Origin of the sequence: Pseudorhodoferax sp. Leaf274 (assembly GCF_001422445.1) — a bacterium.
Taxonomy (GTDB): Bacteria; Pseudomonadota; Gammaproteobacteria; order Burkholderiales; family Burkholderiaceae_C; genus Pseudorhodoferax.
Map to the genome: position 1 here is coordinate 289,102 of NZ_LMNA01000023.1, position 14,705 is coordinate 303,806.

A 14,705-nucleotide genomic window follows, 5' to 3' on the forward strand; every position below is an offset into this window, starting at 1 on the left:
CCGGGCATGGACCTGGTCCTCGCGTCCAACAACAAGGGCAAGCTGGCCGAGCTGCAGGCCCTGTTCGCGCCACTGGGCGTGCACCTGGTGGCCCAGGGAGAACTGGGCGTGCCCGAGGCCGAGGAGCCGTTCCGCACCTTCGTCGAGAACGCGCTGGCCAAGGCCCGCAATGCCGCCCGCCACACCGGCCTGGCGGCGGTGGCCGACGACGCGGGCCTGTGCGTCGATGCCTTCGGCGGCCTGCCGGGCGTGGACACGGCCTACTACGCCACGCAGTTCGGCTACGCCAAGGGCGACGACAACAACGTGCGCGCGCTGCTCGAGCAGATGCGCGGCGTGGCCAACCGCCGCGCCGCGCTGGTCAGCACGCTCGTGGCCGTGCGCAGCCCGGAAGACCCGGAGCCGCTGATCGCCGTTGGCCGCGCGGTGGGGCGCATCACCGAGGCACCGGTGGGCGCGGGCGGTTTCGGCTTCGACCCGGTGATGTGGATCGAGAGCTTCGGCAAGACCTTCGCCGAGCTGCCGGCCGAGGTGAAGAACGCCAACAGCCACCGCGGCCAGGCCGCGCGCGAGATGCTGCGCCTCATGCGCGAGCGCTGGTTCTAGATGTCCGGCCTGCGCCCGCGCGAACTGACGGCCTACACGCGGCCCGGCCTGCTGCAGCTGCAGGCCCAGCCGCCGCTGGCGCTGTACCTGCACCTGCCCTGGTGCATCCGCAAGTGCCCCTACTGCGATTTCAACTCGCACGCCGTGCGCGGCGACGAGGCGGTGGTGCGCTGGGCCGGTGCCGATGCGCCCGCCGTGACCCAGGTGGCCGCTCCCGCCGAGCTGCCCGAGCAGCGCTACATCGATGCGCTGATCGCCGACCTGGAGGCCGCGCTGCCGCTGGTCTGGGGCCGCACCGTGCACAGCATCTTCATCGGCGGCGGCACGCCCAGCCTGTTCTCGCCGCAGGCCATCGACCGGCTGCTGGGCGACGTGCGTGCGCGGCTGCGGCTGGAGGCCGATTGCGAGATCACGCTGGAGGCCAACCCCGGCACTTTCGAGAAGGACCGTTTCCGTGCCTACCGCGCGGCCGGCGTCACGCGCCTGTCGGTGGGCGTGCAAAGCTTCGACGATGCGCTGCTGCAGGCCGTGGGCCGCGTGCACGACCGCCGCCAGGCCATCTCCGCGCTCGAAGAGGCGCGCCAGGCGTTCGACACCTTCAACCTGGACCTGATGTACGCGCTGCCCGGCCAGACGCCCGAGATGCTGGCGCAGGACCTGGCCACCGCGCTGGCGCTGGCGCCGCCGCACCTGTCGGTCTACCACCTGACCATCGAGCCCAACACCTTCTTCGCCAAGCACCCGCCGGTGCTGCCCGAGGACGACACTGCCTACGCGATGCTGGACCAGATCACCGAGGCCACGGGCCGCGCGGGCCTGGAGCGCTACGAGGTCTCGGCCTATGCGCGCGCCGGCCACCGCTGCGTGCACAACCTCAACTACTGGCAGTTCGGCGACTACCTCGGCATCGGCGCCGGCGCGCACAGCAAGCTCAGCTTCGCGCACCGCGTGGTGCGCCAGGTGCGGCTGCGCGAGCCGGGCCTGTACATGGCGCAGGCCCTGGCCGGCGCCGCGTTGGCGCAGGACGACGACGTGCGCCGCGCCGACCTGCCGTTCGAGTTCATGCTCAACGCCTTGCGGCTGCGCGAAGGCTTCGCGCTGCAGGACTTCACCGAGCGCACCGGGCTGCCGCTGTCCAGCATTGCGGCGGGGCTGGCCGAAGGCGAGCGGCGCGGCCTGCTGCTGCGCGACGCCGCGCGCGTGCGGCCCAGCGAGAAGGGGTTCGACTTCCTCAGCGACCTGCAGGAAATCTTCCTGTCCGGCGCGTAGCGCCTTTCACTTCACCGGAGTACATCCATGGATCTGCAGTTGACCGGCCAGCATGTCTTGATCACGGGCGGCAGCAAGGGCATCGGCCTGGCCTGCGCCCAGGCCTTCCTGCGCGAGGGCGCGCGCGTGAGCCTGGTCTCGCGCGATGCCGGCAACCTGGAGCGCGCCGCGATGGATCTGCGGGCCGACTTCGCCGATGCCGCCACGCGCGTGCAGACGCATGCCGCGGACCTGCGCGATGCGGCTGCGGCGCTGGCCGCGCTCGACGCCATCGAGCAGCAGGCCGGCGCCGTGCAGGTGCTCGTGAATTCTGCGGGGGCTGCAAAGCGCACGCCGCCCGACGAACTCACGCCGCAGGCCTGGCACGACGCCATGGACGCCAAGTACTTCAGCTACATCCACATGCTGGACCCGCTGGTCAAGCGCATGGCCGAGCGCGGCGGCGGCGCCATCGTCAACGTGGTCGGTGCGGGCGGCAAGGTGGCCAGCCCCATCCACATGCCGGGCGGCGCGGCCAATGCGGCGCTGATGCTGGTCTCGGCCGGCATGGCGGCGGCCTACGCCGCGCGTGGCGTGCGCGTGAATGCGGTGAACCCCGGGCTCACGCTCACGGAAAGGCTCAAGGAGGGGATGGCGGCCGATGCGCGGCTGCAGGGCATCGACACGGACGAGGCCTTGCGCCGTGCCACTGCGCGCCTGCCGCTGGGCCGCATCGCCGAGCCGGCCGAGATCGCGGATGCGGTGCTGTTCCTGGCATCGGCACGCGCCAGCTACATCACAGGCGCGATCCTGGCCATGGACGGCGCCGTGACGCCGATGATCTGACGCAGGCTAATGCTGCGCGCGCCGCAGCGCAGACACGCGGTCGGCGATGACGGCCGTGTCCTGCGCCTCGTCGGCGCAGACCAGGTATTTCTCCAGGTCCAGCACGGCCTCGTCGGTGTTGCCCAGGTCGGCATGCGTCAGGCCGCGGTCGCGGTACTCGGACCAGGCCTCGGGCAGCAACACCACGAGCCGGTTCTGCACCGCCAGCAGGCGCTGCGCGTCCGACTGGCTGCGGTGGATTTCCTTCAGGTTGCGCAGCATGCGCGCCAGGATGTCGCGCGGCTTGGCCGACTGCAGGTACAGGCCCAGCGGCACGTCGAAGTCTTCGCCATGCTCGGCCTGTTGCTGCTGCTTGTAGGGCGCCAGGCGCTCGACCAGTTCCTCGCGGCTCAGCGACTGGCCGACGAAGGGGTCGATCACCACCTGGCCCTTGGGCAGGTTGACCTTGACCAGGAAGTGGCCCGGGAAGTTGATGCCGCGCACCTGCAGGTGCAGGCCCTGGGCCAGTTCCATCCACAGCACGGCCAGCGAGATCGGGATGCCCATGCGCGTGCGCAGCACGGCGTTGAGGTAGCTGTTGTCGGGGTCGTAGTAGTTGTTGACGTTGCCGCCGAAACCCAGCTCGCGGTAGAAGAACTGGTTCAGCATGCGCAGGCGGTGCAGCGGCGGCGCGTCGGCCGCCAGGCGGCGCTGCAGGCGCGCCTGCAGCTGGTCCATGTCGCCCAGCACCTGGTGCACGTCCAGCTCGGGATACTCGTCCTGGGCCAGGCTGGCACAGGCTTCGAGCAGCGGGAACTGCTCATCGCTCTGGACCAGGGTGGCGAAATAGTCCAGCGGTGTCGGGATCGAATAGCGGGGCGGCATCGGTTCTTTGTAATGGACGGGCCAGGGCGCGTCAAGCCAGGGCCGGATGGCCTCAGATGCCGTGGCGCAGCATGCGCTGGAGCTTGATGCCGGCGGCCCAGGCCGCGCCGAAATACACCAGGCCCGAGGCAGCCAGCGCCAGCGCCATGCCGCCCATGCGCAGCCAGCCATGGCCGACCTGCGTCCAGGGATAGGCGCGCGACACCCAGATCAGGAAGATCGCCAGCAGCGCGCTGGCCGCCACCACCTGCAGCAGGAAACGCCCCCAGCCCGGCGAGGGCTGGTAGCTGCCGCGGCGCAGCAGGCCGACCAGCAGCAGCGCCGCGTTCAGCGTGGCGCCCAGGCCGACCGACAGCGCCAGCCCGGCATGCTGCAGCGTCGGCACCAGGGCGAAGTTCAGCAGCTGCGTGCAGACCAGCACCACCAGCGCGATCTTCACCGGGGTGCGCACGTCCTGGCGCGCGTAGAAGCCCGGCGCCAGCACCTTGATCGCCACCAAGCCGAACAGGCCGGCGCCATAGCCCATGAGCGCCAGGCTGGTCTGGCGCACGTCTTCCTCGCGAAACGCGCCGTGGTGGTAGATGGTGGCCACCAGCGGCACGGCGAAGGTCAGCAACGCCACGGCGCTGGGCACGGCCATCAGCACCACCAGGCGCAGGCCCCAGTCCAGCATGGCTGAATAGCGCACCGTGTCGCCGGCTGCGTGGGCGCCGCTGAGCTGCGGCATCAGCACCACGCCCAGCGCCACGCCCAGCAACGCGGTGGGGAACTCCATGAGCCGGTCGGCATAGCCGAGCCAGCTGACGCTGCCGGGCGCCAGGTGCGATGCGATCTGGGTGTTGATCATGATCGACACGTGCGCCACGCCCACGCCCAGCAGCGCCGGCCCCATGAGCTTGGCGATGCGCCGCGTGCCCGGATCGGCCCAGGCCTCGCGCAGGCCGGCCAGGCCCAGCCGCACGCGCGGCAGCAAGCCCATGCCGGCCAGGGCCGGCACCTGCACACCGAGCTGCAGCAGGCCGCCCAGCATGACACCGCCGGCCATGGCGTAGATGGGCTCGATGCCGCGCGCCGCCAGCCAGGGCGCACCCAGCCAGGCCGAGCCCATCATCGCCAGGTTCAACAGCACCGGCGTGACGGCCGGCACGGCGAAGCGCTTCCAGGTGTTCAGGATGCCCGAGGCCAGCGCCACCAGCGACATGCAGCCGATGTAGGGGAACATCCAGCGCGTCATGGCAACGGCCGCATCGAAGCCGGCGGCATCCTGCTGCAGGCCGGCGGCCAGCGCCCAGACCAGCCAGGGTGCCCCCAGCACGCCGGCCAGGCACACCAGCACCAGGACGGCGGACAGCACGCTGGCCACGTGGTCGATCAACTGCTTGGTGGCGGCCTCGCCGTGCTGGGCCTTGCTGGCCGCCAGCACCGGCACGAAGGCTTGGCTGAACGCACCCTCGCCGAACAGGCGCCGGAACAGGTTGGGGATGCGGAAGGCGACGTTGAAGGCATCGGTCATGGCGCTGGCGCCGAACAGCGATGCCATCAGCAGTTCGCGGCCCAGGCCGGTGATGCGCGACGCGAGCGTCAGCAGCGAGACCGTGGAGGCGGATTTGAGGAGACTCACCGGCGCGAGTGTAGCCAGCGGGCAGGGCGGCGCCTGCGTGGCAAGCCGGGACCTGACCGCGCTGCTATACTGGCGGGCTTTGCTGGCAACATCCTCAAGCCCTTAAGGAATACATACCATGGCAACCAAGCCCAAGAAGAAGAACCCGCGCCTGGCGTCGGGCCGCAAGCGCGTCCGCCAGGACGTCAAGATCAACGCCGCAAACACCTCGCTGCGTTCCAAGTACCGCACTTTCGTCAAGAACGTCGAGAAGGCCGTTGCCTCCGGCGACAAGGCGAAGGCCACCGAACTGTTCGGCAAGATGCAATCCGTGGTCGACACCGTCGCCGACAAGGGCATCTTCCACAAGAACAAGGCCGCGCGCGACAAGAGCCGCCTGGCCGCCAAGGTCAAGGCCCTGGCCACTGCCCCGGCCGCAGCCTAAACTAGCCAACCCGCCCGGGTTGCACGTGCAACCCGCCGTTTGACCGGGTGCGCTGCCAGCAAAGAAAAAGAGAAACCGCCTTCGGGCGGTTTTTTCTTGGGCCATCGATCGCGGCTGTCGGACCGCGTGCGTTCAGCGCTTGGGCGGCTCCGGCACCAGGCAGGCCTGTGCCACCTGCAGTTCGTTGTCGCGCGCGAAGTTCATCGCGAAGTCCCAGGCCATCACGTCGTAGTCGCGCAGGTCGTGGTGCACGATCACGCACTTGACGCCGTTCACCGTGGTCGGAACGCACCACGGCGAGTAGCCCAGGTGGCTGCCCGGCTGTGGCCCGCCTGGCCGGAACTGGCTCAGCACCCCGGCCAGCCGCTCGGCCCAGTCGCTGGGGCGGAAGGTCCTGCCGTCGTGGGTGATGCCCTGGATGAAGACTTCCTTGGACGGGGGCGGGGTCATCTGATCGGATTGGTGGAGAAGAAGGCGCTGGGGCGCGGCATTGCGCAGAATTTGCAGCAAGAACGGTGCCGTTGTCATGCTGCGGTGCACCAGAGTTTAGCCGAGCCGCCTGTCTTGGCCTTGTCGCCGGGCGCATGGCTGTGATGCGCAATTGTCAAAAAAGCGAGCAATTGCAGCCCCTAGAATCGCCGTTCAGCGGACTCCGGTGATATGCCGACGAGGCGCCGGTCTTGCTGAATCCCCCGTGTTCCGCCCCCTGTTCCTGGAGAGATCAGCACCATGACCGCTGCCGTAGAGCCCACTTCCCCCCACGTCATGAACACCTACGGCCGCGTGCCGATTGCGCTGTCGCATGGCCAGGGCGTGCGCGTGTGGGACACCAATGGCAAGCAGTACATCGATGCGCTGGGCGGCATCGCCGTCAACACGCTGGGCCACAACCACCCCAAGCTGGTGCCGGCGCTGCAGGACCAGATCACCAAGATCATCCACAGCTCCAACTACTACCACGTGCCCGGCCAGGAGAAGCTCGCGGCCAAGCTGACCGAGCTGGCCGGCATGACCAACGCCTTCTTCTGCTGCACGGGCCTGGAAGCCAACGAGGCCGCCATCAAGCTGGCGCGCAAGTTCGGCCACGACAAGGGCATCGACAAGCCCGAGATCGTCGTCTACGAGAAGGCCTTCCATGGCCGCAGCATCGCCACGCTCTCGGCCACCGGCAACACCAAGGTGCAGCAGGGCTTCGGCCCGCTGGTCGAGGGCTTCATCCGCGTGCCGCTCAACGACATCGCCGCGCTCAAGGCCAAGACCGAAGGCAATCCCAACGTGGTCGCCGTGTTCTTCGAGACCATCCAGGGCGAGGGCGGCGTGAACCCGATGCGCGTCGAATACCTGCAGCAGGTGCGCCAGCTCTGCGACGAACGCGACTGGCTGCTCATGATCGACGAGGTGCAATGCGGCATGGGCCGCACCGGCAAGTGGTTCGCGCACCAGTGGGCCGGCATCGTGCCCGACGTGATGCCGCTGGCCAAGGGCCTGGGCTCGGGCGTGCCCATCGGCGCCGTGGTGGCCGGCCCCAAGGCCGCCGGCATCTTCGGCCCCGGCAACCACGGCACCACCTTCGGCGGCAACCCGCTGGCCATGCGCGCGGGCATCGAGACCATCCGCATCATGGAAGAAGAGGGCTTGCTGGAGAACGCCGCCAAGGTCGGCGCGCATCTCAAGCAATCGCTGCTGCAGGCCTTCGAGGGGCTCGACGGCTTCAAGGAGATCCGCGGCCAGGGCCTCATGCTCGGCGTGGAACTCACCCGGCCCTGCGGCGTGCTCACCGCGCGCGCGGCCGAGCGGGGCCTGCTGCTCAGCGTGACGGCCGATTCGGTGATCCGCATGGTGCCTTCGCTGATCCTGTCGCAGGCCGAGGCCGACGAGATCGTCGGCATCCTCGTGCCGCTGGTGAAAGAGTTCCTGGCCGAGCCGGTGGCTGCATGAGCATCAAGCACTACCTGCAGTTCAGCGACTTCGACGCGGCCGAGTACGCCTACCTGTTCGAGCGCGCCGCGCTCATCAAGCGCAAGTTCAAGGCCTACGAGAAGCACCACCCGCTCGTGGACCGCACGCTGGCCATGATCTTCGAGAAGGCCAGCACCCGCACGCGCGTGAGCTTCGAGGCCGGCATGTACCAGCTCGGCGGCAGCGTGGTCCACCTGACCACGGGCGACAGCCAGCTGGGCCGCGCCGAGCCCATCGAGGACAGCGCCAAGGTCATCAGCCGCATGGTCGACCTGGTGATGATCCGTACCTACGGCCAGGACAAGATCGACAGCTTCGCCGCGCACTCGCGCGTGCCCGTCATCAACGGCCTGACCAACGAGTTCCACCCCTGCCAGATCCTGGCCGACATCTTCACCTTCATCGAGCACCGCGGCTCGATTGCCGGCAAGACGGTGGCCTGGGTGGGCGACGGCAACAACATGGCCAACACCTGGCTGCAGGCCAGCGAGATCCTGGGCTTCAAGGTCCATGTCAGCACGCCCAGCGGTTACGAGGTCGACCAGTCCATCGCCGGACTGCGGTCGAACGACAGCTACCAGGTCTTCCAGGACCCGATGGCCGCCTGCGCCGGCGCCGACCTCGTGACCACGGACGTCTGGACCAGCATGGGCTACGAGGCCGAGAACGAGGCGCGCAAGAAGGCCTTCGCCGACTGGTGCGTGGACGAGGACATGATGAAGGTCGCCAAGCCCGATGCACTGTTCATGCACTGCCTGCCCGCGCACCGCGGCGAGGAGGTGCAGGCCGAGGTCATCGACGGGCCGCAGTCGGTGGTGTGGGAAGAGGCGGAGAACCGCATGCACGTGCAGAAGGCGCTGATGGAGTACCTGCTGCTGGGCAGGCTCTGAGCCACCGCTCGCGCGCAGCATCCGCATTTCACGCCGCAGCCACGGCGTTCCGTCGCAATCCGCTCGCACCCCGGGCGCGCCGTTCCTACAGTGAATGCATCGAAAGCAACTGCCGCTTTCGATCCCTTCACCGTCTGGAGCCCCGCGATGCCCGTTCTCTCCCGCCCTGTTCCTCGCGCCGCCGCCGCTGCCTTCCTGGCGCTGGCTGTCGGTACCGCCCACGCCGCCAACCTGACCGTCGAAGTGTCCGGCGCGCGCTCGCCGCAGGGCAGCGTCGCCGGCGCGCTGTTCACCAGCGCGACCGGCTGGCTCAAGCCCGGACAGGCCGTGCAGGGCCAGTTCGTGCCGGCAACGGACAAGACCGTCCTGTTCTTCCGCGGCCTGGCGCCCGGCCGTCATGCACTGTCCGTCTACCACGACGAGAACGGCAATGCCAAGCTGGACACCAACCCGATCGGCATGCCGATCGAGCCCTATGGCTTCAGCCGTGACGCGCAGGGTCGCATGGGGCCGCCCGCGTTCGATGACGCAGCAGTGGATGTGCAGGCCGACACCACGATCACCATCCAGCTGCGCTGAGGAGGATCGTGATGGACCGCCGTGCCTTTGCCCGTTCCCTGTTGGGCGCCGCCGGCCTGTTGGCGCTGGGCGATGCGCCCGCCCGCGCCGCCGAGGCGCCCGATGCCTGGCAGGCCGCGTTCGACGCGCGCCGCACCCAACAGCCCTGGCAGATGGGCTTCGAGGGCCTGCAGGCCGACGCCGCGCCCATGCCCCTGGAGATGCGCGGTCGCATTCCGCCCGCGCTGTACGGATCGTTCTACCGCAACGGCGCGGCGCGCCATGTACTGGGGGGCGAGCGCTACCACCACTGGTTCGACGGCGACGGCATGTTGCAGCAATACCGGTTGGGCCCCCAGGGCGCTGTGCACAGCGGCCGCTTCGTACGGACCGGCAAATTCCTGGCGGACAGTGCAGCCGGCCGACCGGTGCGTGCTGCCTTCGGCACCAACCCGCCGGCGGCAGAGCCCATCCGCTCGGCCGATGCGCTCAACGTCGCCAACACCAGCGTGGTGTCCCACGGCGGCGAACTGCTGGCCTTGTGGGAGGGCGGTTCCGCCACGCGCATCGACGCGCAGACCCTGGAGACACGCGGCCTCAAGACCTGGACGCCCGAGTACGCCGGCATGCCGTTCTCCGCGCACCCGCGCATCGGGCGCGATGGCAGCCTGTGGAACTTCGGCGTCAGCAGCGCCGCGGGCGTGCTCTCCATCTACCACGTGTCGCCCGACGGCCGCGATGTCCGCACGGCCAGCCTGCAGGTGCCCGACATCGCCATGGTCCACGACTTCGCAGTGACCGAGCGGCACCTGGTGTTCCTGCTGCCGCCCCTGGTGTTCGACCTGGAGCGCATGCGCGCGGGCCAGACCTTCGTGGCCAGCCACGTCTGGCGGCCCGAGATGGGCATGCGTGTGCTGGTGCTGCCCAAGGACCGGCTCGATGCGCCGCGCTGGTTCATGCTGCCCGCCGGCTTCGTGTTCCACATCGGCAACGCATGGGAGGACGCCCGCCGCGGGGTCATCCAGCTGGACTACATCCGCTCTCCCGACGCCTGGTGGGCGACCCAGGGTCTGCAGGACCTGATGCGCGGCCGGTACCAAAGCGCCGATCAGGCCGCGATGGCGCTCGTCACGCTGGACCTGCAATCCGGCCAGGCGCGCCAGGAACTGCTGCCGCATGCGGCCGAGTTCCCGCGCGTGGACCCGCGCTTCGTCGGCCAGCGCACGCGCCACGTGCTGGTGGCCGAGCGCGTGGCCGCCGGCCCGCGGCCGGGCTTCGACGCGGTCACCCGCATCGACCTGCAGACGGGCCGCGCCGACCGCTACCGCTACGGCACCGAGGTGCTGGTCGAGGAGCACCTGTTCGTGCCGCGCGAAGGCAGGCCCGAAGGGCATGGCTGGGTGCTGGGCACCGCGCTGGATCTGCAGCGGCGCGCCATGCTGCTGTCGGTGTTCGACGCGCAGCACCTGGCGGACGGCCCCATCGCGCAAGGCGTGCTGCCGCGCGTGATGCCGATGGGGCTGCATGGGATCTTCGTGGCGGCGTGACGCGGTGCCCTACAGTCGGGACCACCGCGGCCGGCGTGCGCGACGTCCTGCCCGAGACGCCGAACTGCGTCTGGATGGGACGCCGGTCAATGATGAAGCGAAGAGACGTGCTGCTTGCAGCCTTGGGGACTGCCGGATTCGCCGCCAGCGCGGCCGATGCCCGACCGGCAACGCCGGCGTGGGCCTGGATCTACGGCGAATGGCGTTCGGACGTCGAACGGTCCATGGCGCATTTCACCTTCCAGGGCAAGCGGCCGACCCAAGAGAACCTGGCGAGGATCGCCAGCATGTTCGGCCACATGACGCACGTGATCTCTCCCGGGAAGTTCACTGTGGTCTCCCGGACCAACGACATGGAGCATCGGGAGACCTATCCCTTCCGTGTCGCGCGCCACACCGCCAGCAGCACCACCCTCACGTTCGAGGACGCATCCGCGTTGCCCGAGTTGACCTTGTACAAGGGCGACGGGTTCTACCTTGTTCGCGTCGGTGCGAACTTCGAGTACTTCAGCAAGGTCGCGTGATCCGCGGCTGCCACGGGCCAGAGCGGTCATTCGCCATGTGACCGGGGGCACGCCCGCTCCGCGCGCTGCGGCTACGGCGCCAGCGTCTTCTTCATGTGGGCCAGGTAGTGGCCCTGGACATAGTCGTCGATGCGTCCGAACTCCTCGTAGCCTTGCCGCACGTAGAAGGCACGGGCTTGCCATGCGAAGGTGGTCAGCGTTGCATGGCGGGCGCCCATGTCGATTGCTTGGCGTTCTGCGGTTGCGAGCAAGCGGCGGCCCAGGCCCTGGTGCCGCGCCGCCTCGTCCACGAAGAGCAGTTCGACAGTGAGCCAGTGCAGGAACACGAATCCCCGCAATCCGCCGACGAGCTCGCCGCCGGCATTCTTCGCGCTGACCCAGATCGGCTGCGTCTGGCCATACTCGCCGATGACGCGGTAGTTGAACTGCCGCATGCGGCGGCCCAATTCGCCGGAATGGACTTCCTCGGCCGTGGGGGTGTAGATCTCGAAATCGGGCACGGTTGTGCGATGGGTGACCATCTCGCTCTTCCAGCCGTTCAGGCCAGCAACTCCAGGCAGCGCAAGTCTTCGACGGCCTGCACGGTCCGGGTCAGTTGCGGCCACCAGACGTAAGCGGACATGCCCCGTTCAAAACGCGCCAGTGGCGTGCGCAGATGGAGCAACACCGCGAGGCGGTAGTCGTCCTGGAGCGCTTGGCGCGAGCAGCCGGGCATGTCGCAGGCAGCGGCCGCGGCGTGGTACCGGTCCAGCAGGTGGTTCTCGAAGCGCTGGCGAACCCCGCGATCCCATTGCAGGGCCATCATGTACGCAAGGTCCCAAACTCCCGGACCCCGTTGCCAGGCGTCCCAGTCGATGAGCTTCGGTGTCCCAGGAATGCCTGCGCGCGGCAGCATCCAGTTCCACACGTGCGCATCGCCATGGACGAGCGTGATGCCCTGCATCGACGCAGCCCGATCGACAAGAGACGGGTACCTGGACAGGAAGCGCGCATAGGTCTCTCGCGTGCCCGGGGCCAAGGCGTCGCCCGCCTCCGTGAACAGGCGCTCGCATGCCGCATCGAGCCAAGCCGACGTCCGAAGCCGATCCGAAAGCGAGGGGCAGGTGGCTTGCCAGCTGTCTGTCTTTTGTCCGGCTGCATGGAAGCGTGCCAATGCTTCGACGATGCTGGTGCTGCGCGCGAGCGTCGGTGGCAACGGCGCCTGGCTGGGCCGTTCGTGCGATGCGGACAGGTCTTCCATCAGCAGCCATGTGCGCCCGGTTGGCTCGTCGATGCCGCCGGCAAATACCGTGGGAATCGAAGCGCAGTCCAGGTGTTGCGCGATGTTGTCGTAGAACGGCCATTCCAGCTGGCCGAAGCCGGCATGTGACACCTTCAGGATGGCGCGCGTGGGCGCGCCGGTCGGCGGGTCCCACGTCAGCGTCACGCCGACCAGGTCTGACAGGTAGCCGGGAGCATCGACGTCGCGGATGCACGACGACAGCAGTCTCGCGCCATCGGTCTGGCGTTTGCGTTCGATGTGTTTCGACAGGAACGCCGGTTCGAGAAGGCGCGTTGCAAGCAATGGGTCCATCGTGTGTTGGCTCAAAACAGCCAAGCCCCCAGCTGGTAGTAATCGAACCCGCTGCTGCGCCCGCCCAGGCAACTGGCGAGGAAGTCCTCCGTCTTGCGGTACATCGCCAGGTTGTTGTTCCATTTCTGGTTGCCGTGGCCATCGCCCTGGAACGTCAGGTACTCGACCGGCTTGCCGGCCGCGCGCAGCGCGGCCACCATGCGCTCGGACTGGTCCAGCTTGACCCGCGCGTCGTTGACGCCGTGCATGATGAGGATGGGGCGGGTGGCCCGGTCTGCGCGGTACAGCGGCGACTTGTCGCGCATGCGCTGCAGGTCTTCCGGGCGATCTGGATCGCCGACGAAGCGCACCCACCAGGGCTTGCCAAGCTCCCAGTACGGCGGCGCGTTCTGCAGCAGGCTGCCCAGGTCGCTCATGCCGACCACGTCGACCGCGCAGGCAAACACTTCGGGCGTGAACGTGGCGCCGACCAGCGCGGAATACCCACCGTAGCTGGCGCCGTAGATGGCCACGCGGCCCGGGTCTGCCACGCCGGCGTCCACGGCCCAGCGCACGCCGTCGACCAGGTCGTCGTGCATCCGCCCGGCGAACTCGCCGATCGCTTTCTCCATGAAGGCGCGGCCGTAGCCGCTGGAGCCGCGGTAGTTCAGTTGCAGCACCGCATAGCCGCGGTTGGCCAGGAACTGCTGCAGCGCGCGGTTCGTCGCACCGTTGCCCCAGCGGTCGCGCTGCCACGGGCCGCCGTGCACCAGCAACGCCATGGGCAGTTGGCGTGGGGCCACGCCGGGCGGCAACGTGAGATAGCCGTGCAGCGCGAGGCCATCGCGGCTGGTCACGGTGATGGGCCGGGTGGACGCCAGCTCCGTGTCGACCATGCTCAGGCTGCTCTCGCCGAGCAGCTGCGCCGGCTGGTCGCCGCGCAGCAGGTAGCTGCGGCTGCCACGGTCCGTGGTCACGGTGGCGACGAACACGGTTTCGCTGTCGTCCATGCTTGCGATCTGCACGTCGGCCGGCTTGCCGTCGGCCAGTGTGTCCAGGCGGCGGGCGAGGGCGTCGTCCAGAACGCGGCGGGCCGGATAGCCGGGCATCGCGTGGATGACCAGCGGCTGTTGCGTCTTGCGGCTCAGCACCACGCTGTCCAGGTCCACGTCGGGGTCGGCATGGACCATGTCCTCGGTCCCGGTGTCCAGGTCGAAACGCACCAGCGCCAGCTTGTCCCGGCCACGATTGGACAGCGCCCATGCCTGGCGGCCATCCTCCTGCAAGCCGAACAGGATGACGGTGTCCCAACGGCTCCATTGCGCCAGATCGCGCCAAGGCTGGCCATCGGCCGCCGGCCGCTGCAGATGACCCTGCGTGCCATCGAGGGTGACCCGGGCCAGCGTGCGGCCCTTGCGGTCCACGCCCCACCAGCCCACGTTGCCCGGGTTGGTCTGCAGCAGTGTGCGTGCGCCGGTGCGCGCGTCGATACGGTACAGGTCGAAGACCTTCTTGTCGCGCAGGTTGGAGCTGACGACGAAGTCCGCCGTACCGTCCACCGGCATGACGATGTGCGACGTGGTGCGCGCGAAAGGCGTCAGGTCCAGCGCCTCGGTGGACGGGCCGTCGGCCGCCACGGCGTGCACGCGCATGTCTTCGTCGCCGCCACGGTCGGCCACGATGGCCAGGATGCTGCTGTCGGCGCTCCAGCGCAGCGTGCGTCCCCGCATGCGCACGGCCTTGGCGTCGTCCGCGTCCAGCGACTTGATCCACACCGCCGGCGATACGCCATCGGTGCCGAACCAGGCGATCTTGCGGCCATCGGGCGAAACGCGGTATCCGCCGCTGGATTGGCGGTTGGCCACGAAATCGCGCACCGGGACCAGGGCAGGCAGCGCCGCCTCGCGCAACGCCGGGTGCGTGGGGGCGACTGTGCAACCCGCCAGCGCCGTGGCCGCCAACGCCAAAACCATCCATGTGCTCCGCATCGTCTTCTCCTTCTTGTCGAGCGGTGGAGATGCTAGCGGCGGGCGGCTTAAGGATTGCCAAAGATGCAGGTCCGCACG

15 protein-coding genes are annotated in these 14,705 nt (G+C 68.9%); 9 read left to right on the forward strand and 6 right to left on the reverse strand.

Features of this window, described 5'->3' with window-relative positions; all coding sequences use genetic code 11:
* The first annotated feature begins 6 nt into the window (after positions 1–6).
* The 3 genes from rdgB to ASF44_RS18580 are packed head-to-tail and all read left to right on the forward strand — an operon-like array spanning position 7 to position 2,700.
* A complete protein-coding gene (rdgB, locus tag ASF44_RS18570) occupies positions 7–606 on the forward strand; it encodes an RdgB/HAM1 family non-canonical purine NTP pyrophosphatase (protein ID WP_056900708.1) in 600 nt (199 codons plus the stop codon).
* Positions 607–1,875 carry a radical SAM family heme chaperone HemW gene (hemW, locus tag ASF44_RS18575; RefSeq protein WP_056900709.1) on the forward strand — a complete coding sequence of 423 codons (1,269 nt, stop codon included), beginning with the start codon at positions 607–609 and terminating at the stop codon, positions 1,873–1,875.
* 27 nt (positions 1,876–1,902) lie between these two features.
* A complete protein-coding gene (locus ASF44_RS18580; protein ID WP_056900710.1) occupies positions 1,903–2,700 on the forward strand; it encodes an SDR family oxidoreductase in 798 nt (265 codons plus the stop codon).
* A gap of 6 nt (positions 2,701–2,706) precedes the next feature.
* Here ASF44_RS18580 and ASF44_RS18585 read toward each other — a convergent pair whose 3' ends face one another.
* Both ASF44_RS18585 and murJ read right to left on the reverse strand, forming a co-directional pair.
* Entirely contained in the window at positions 2,707–3,564 is an 858-nt protein-coding gene (locus tag ASF44_RS18585) for a SirB1 family protein (RefSeq protein WP_056900711.1), read from the reverse strand.
* 52 nt (positions 3,565–3,616) lie between these two features.
* Complete coding sequence (gene murJ / locus ASF44_RS18590; RefSeq protein ID WP_056900712.1) at positions 3,617–5,185, reverse strand: murein biosynthesis integral membrane protein MurJ; 1,569 nt, start codon at positions 5,183–5,185, stop codon at positions 3,617–3,619.
* Between the two features lie 118 nt (positions 5,186–5,303).
* Between murJ and rpsT the strand changes: the two genes are divergently transcribed.
* Positions 5,304–5,609 (forward strand): 30S ribosomal protein S20, encoded by a 306-nt coding sequence (gene rpsT, locus ASF44_RS18595; protein ID WP_056900713.1) that lies wholly within the window; start codon positions 5,304–5,306, stop codon positions 5,607–5,609.
* A gap of 132 nt (positions 5,610–5,741) precedes the next feature.
* On the opposite strand, the gene ASF44_RS18600 is transcribed toward rpsT, so the two are convergent.
* Entirely contained in the window at positions 5,742–6,059 is a 318-nt protein-coding gene (locus tag ASF44_RS18600; RefSeq protein WP_056900714.1) for a DUF3579 domain-containing protein, read from the reverse strand.
* Between the two features lie 279 nt (positions 6,060–6,338).
* On the opposite strand from ASF44_RS18600, the gene ASF44_RS18605 reads away from it, so the two are divergent.
* The 5 genes from ASF44_RS18605 to ASF44_RS18625 all read left to right on the forward strand — a co-directional run bounded on the left by ASF44_RS18605 (position 6,339) and on the right by ASF44_RS18625 (position 11,087).
* Complete coding sequence (locus tag ASF44_RS18605) at positions 6,339–7,547, forward strand: aspartate aminotransferase family protein (RefSeq protein ID WP_056900715.1); 1,209 nt, start codon at positions 6,339–6,341, stop codon at positions 7,545–7,547.
* The gene (argF, locus tag ASF44_RS18610) at positions 7,544–8,458 is read left to right on the forward strand and encodes an ornithine carbamoyltransferase (RefSeq protein WP_056900716.1); all 915 of its coding nucleotides are present in this window, start codon (positions 7,544–7,546) and stop codon (positions 8,456–8,458) included. Before ASF44_RS18605 ends, argF begins: the two co-directional genes overlap by 4 nt.
* A 147-nt stretch (positions 8,459–8,605) precedes the next feature.
* Positions 8,606–9,037, forward strand: coding sequence for a DUF2141 domain-containing protein (locus tag ASF44_RS18615; protein ID WP_056900717.1), 432 nt, complete (start codon positions 8,606–8,608; stop codon positions 9,035–9,037).
* A gap of 11 nt (positions 9,038–9,048) precedes the next feature.
* Positions 9,049–10,563, forward strand: a complete 1,515-nt coding sequence (locus tag ASF44_RS18620; protein ID WP_056900718.1) for a carotenoid oxygenase family protein — start codon at positions 9,049–9,051, stop codon at positions 10,561–10,563.
* Between the two features lie 35 nt (positions 10,564–10,598).
* Entirely contained in the window at positions 10,599–11,087 is a 489-nt protein-coding gene (locus tag ASF44_RS18625; RefSeq protein ID WP_156374587.1) for a hypothetical protein, read from the forward strand.
* Positions 11,088–11,158: 71 nt separating this feature from the next.
* Here ASF44_RS18625 and ASF44_RS18630 read toward each other — a convergent pair whose 3' ends face one another.
* The 3 genes from ASF44_RS18630 to ASF44_RS18640 are packed head-to-tail and all read right to left on the reverse strand — an operon-like array spanning position 11,159 to position 14,627.
* On the reverse strand, positions 11,159–11,608 hold the full coding sequence (locus ASF44_RS18630; RefSeq protein WP_235579265.1) for an N-acetyltransferase: 450 nt from the start codon (positions 11,606–11,608) through the stop codon (positions 11,159–11,161).
* 17 nt (positions 11,609–11,625) lie between these two features.
* On the reverse strand, positions 11,626–12,660 hold the full coding sequence (locus ASF44_RS18635; RefSeq protein ID WP_056900720.1) for an aminoglycoside phosphotransferase family protein: 1,035 nt from the start codon (positions 12,658–12,660) through the stop codon (positions 11,626–11,628).
* Between the two features lie 11 nt (positions 12,661–12,671).
* Positions 12,672–14,627, reverse strand: a complete 1,956-nt coding sequence (locus ASF44_RS18640; protein WP_162243838.1) for a S9 family peptidase — start codon at positions 14,625–14,627, stop codon at positions 12,672–12,674.
* Positions 14,628–14,705: the final 78 nt, after the last annotated feature.

Excerpts from the sequence above, each read along its gene's own strand:
- rdgB (WP_056900708.1), top strand. The coding sequence starts at position 7 with ATGGACCTGGTCCTCGCGTCCAACAACAAGGGCAAGCTGGCCGAGCTG.
- hemW (WP_056900709.1), top strand. The coding sequence starts at position 607 with ATGTCCGGCCTGCGCCCGCGCGAACTGACGGCCTACACGCGGCCCGGC.
- ASF44_RS18580 (WP_056900710.1), top strand. The coding sequence starts at position 1,903 with ATGGATCTGCAGTTGACCGGCCAGCATGTCTTGATCACGGGCGGCAGC.
- ASF44_RS18585 (WP_056900711.1), bottom strand. The coding sequence starts at position 3,564 with ATGCCGCCCCGCTATTCGATCCCGACACCGCTGGACTATTTCGCCACC.
- rpsT (WP_056900713.1), top strand. The coding sequence starts at position 5,304 with ATGGCAACCAAGCCCAAGAAGAAGAACCCGCGCCTGGCGTCGGGCCGC.
- ASF44_RS18600 (WP_056900714.1), bottom strand. The coding sequence starts at position 6,059 with ATGACCCCGCCCCCGTCCAAGGAAGTCTTCATCCAGGGCATCACCCAC.
- ASF44_RS18605 (WP_056900715.1), top strand. The coding sequence starts at position 6,339 with ATGACCGCTGCCGTAGAGCCCACTTCCCCCCACGTCATGAACACCTAC.
- argF (WP_056900716.1), top strand. The coding sequence starts at position 7,544 with ATGAGCATCAAGCACTACCTGCAGTTCAGCGACTTCGACGCGGCCGAG.
- ASF44_RS18615 (WP_056900717.1), top strand. The coding sequence starts at position 8,606 with ATGCCCGTTCTCTCCCGCCCTGTTCCTCGCGCCGCCGCCGCTGCCTTC.
- ASF44_RS18620 (WP_056900718.1), top strand. The coding sequence starts at position 9,049 with ATGGACCGCCGTGCCTTTGCCCGTTCCCTGTTGGGCGCCGCCGGCCTG.
- ASF44_RS18630 (WP_235579265.1), bottom strand. The coding sequence starts at position 11,608 with ATGGTCACCCATCGCACAACCGTGCCCGATTTCGAGATCTACACCCCC.
- ASF44_RS18635 (WP_056900720.1), bottom strand. The coding sequence starts at position 12,660 with ATGGACCCATTGCTTGCAACGCGCCTTCTCGAACCGGCGTTCCTGTCG.
- ASF44_RS18640 (WP_162243838.1), bottom strand. The coding sequence starts at position 14,627 with ATGCGGAGCACATGGATGGTTTTGGCGTTGGCGGCCACGGCGCTGGCG.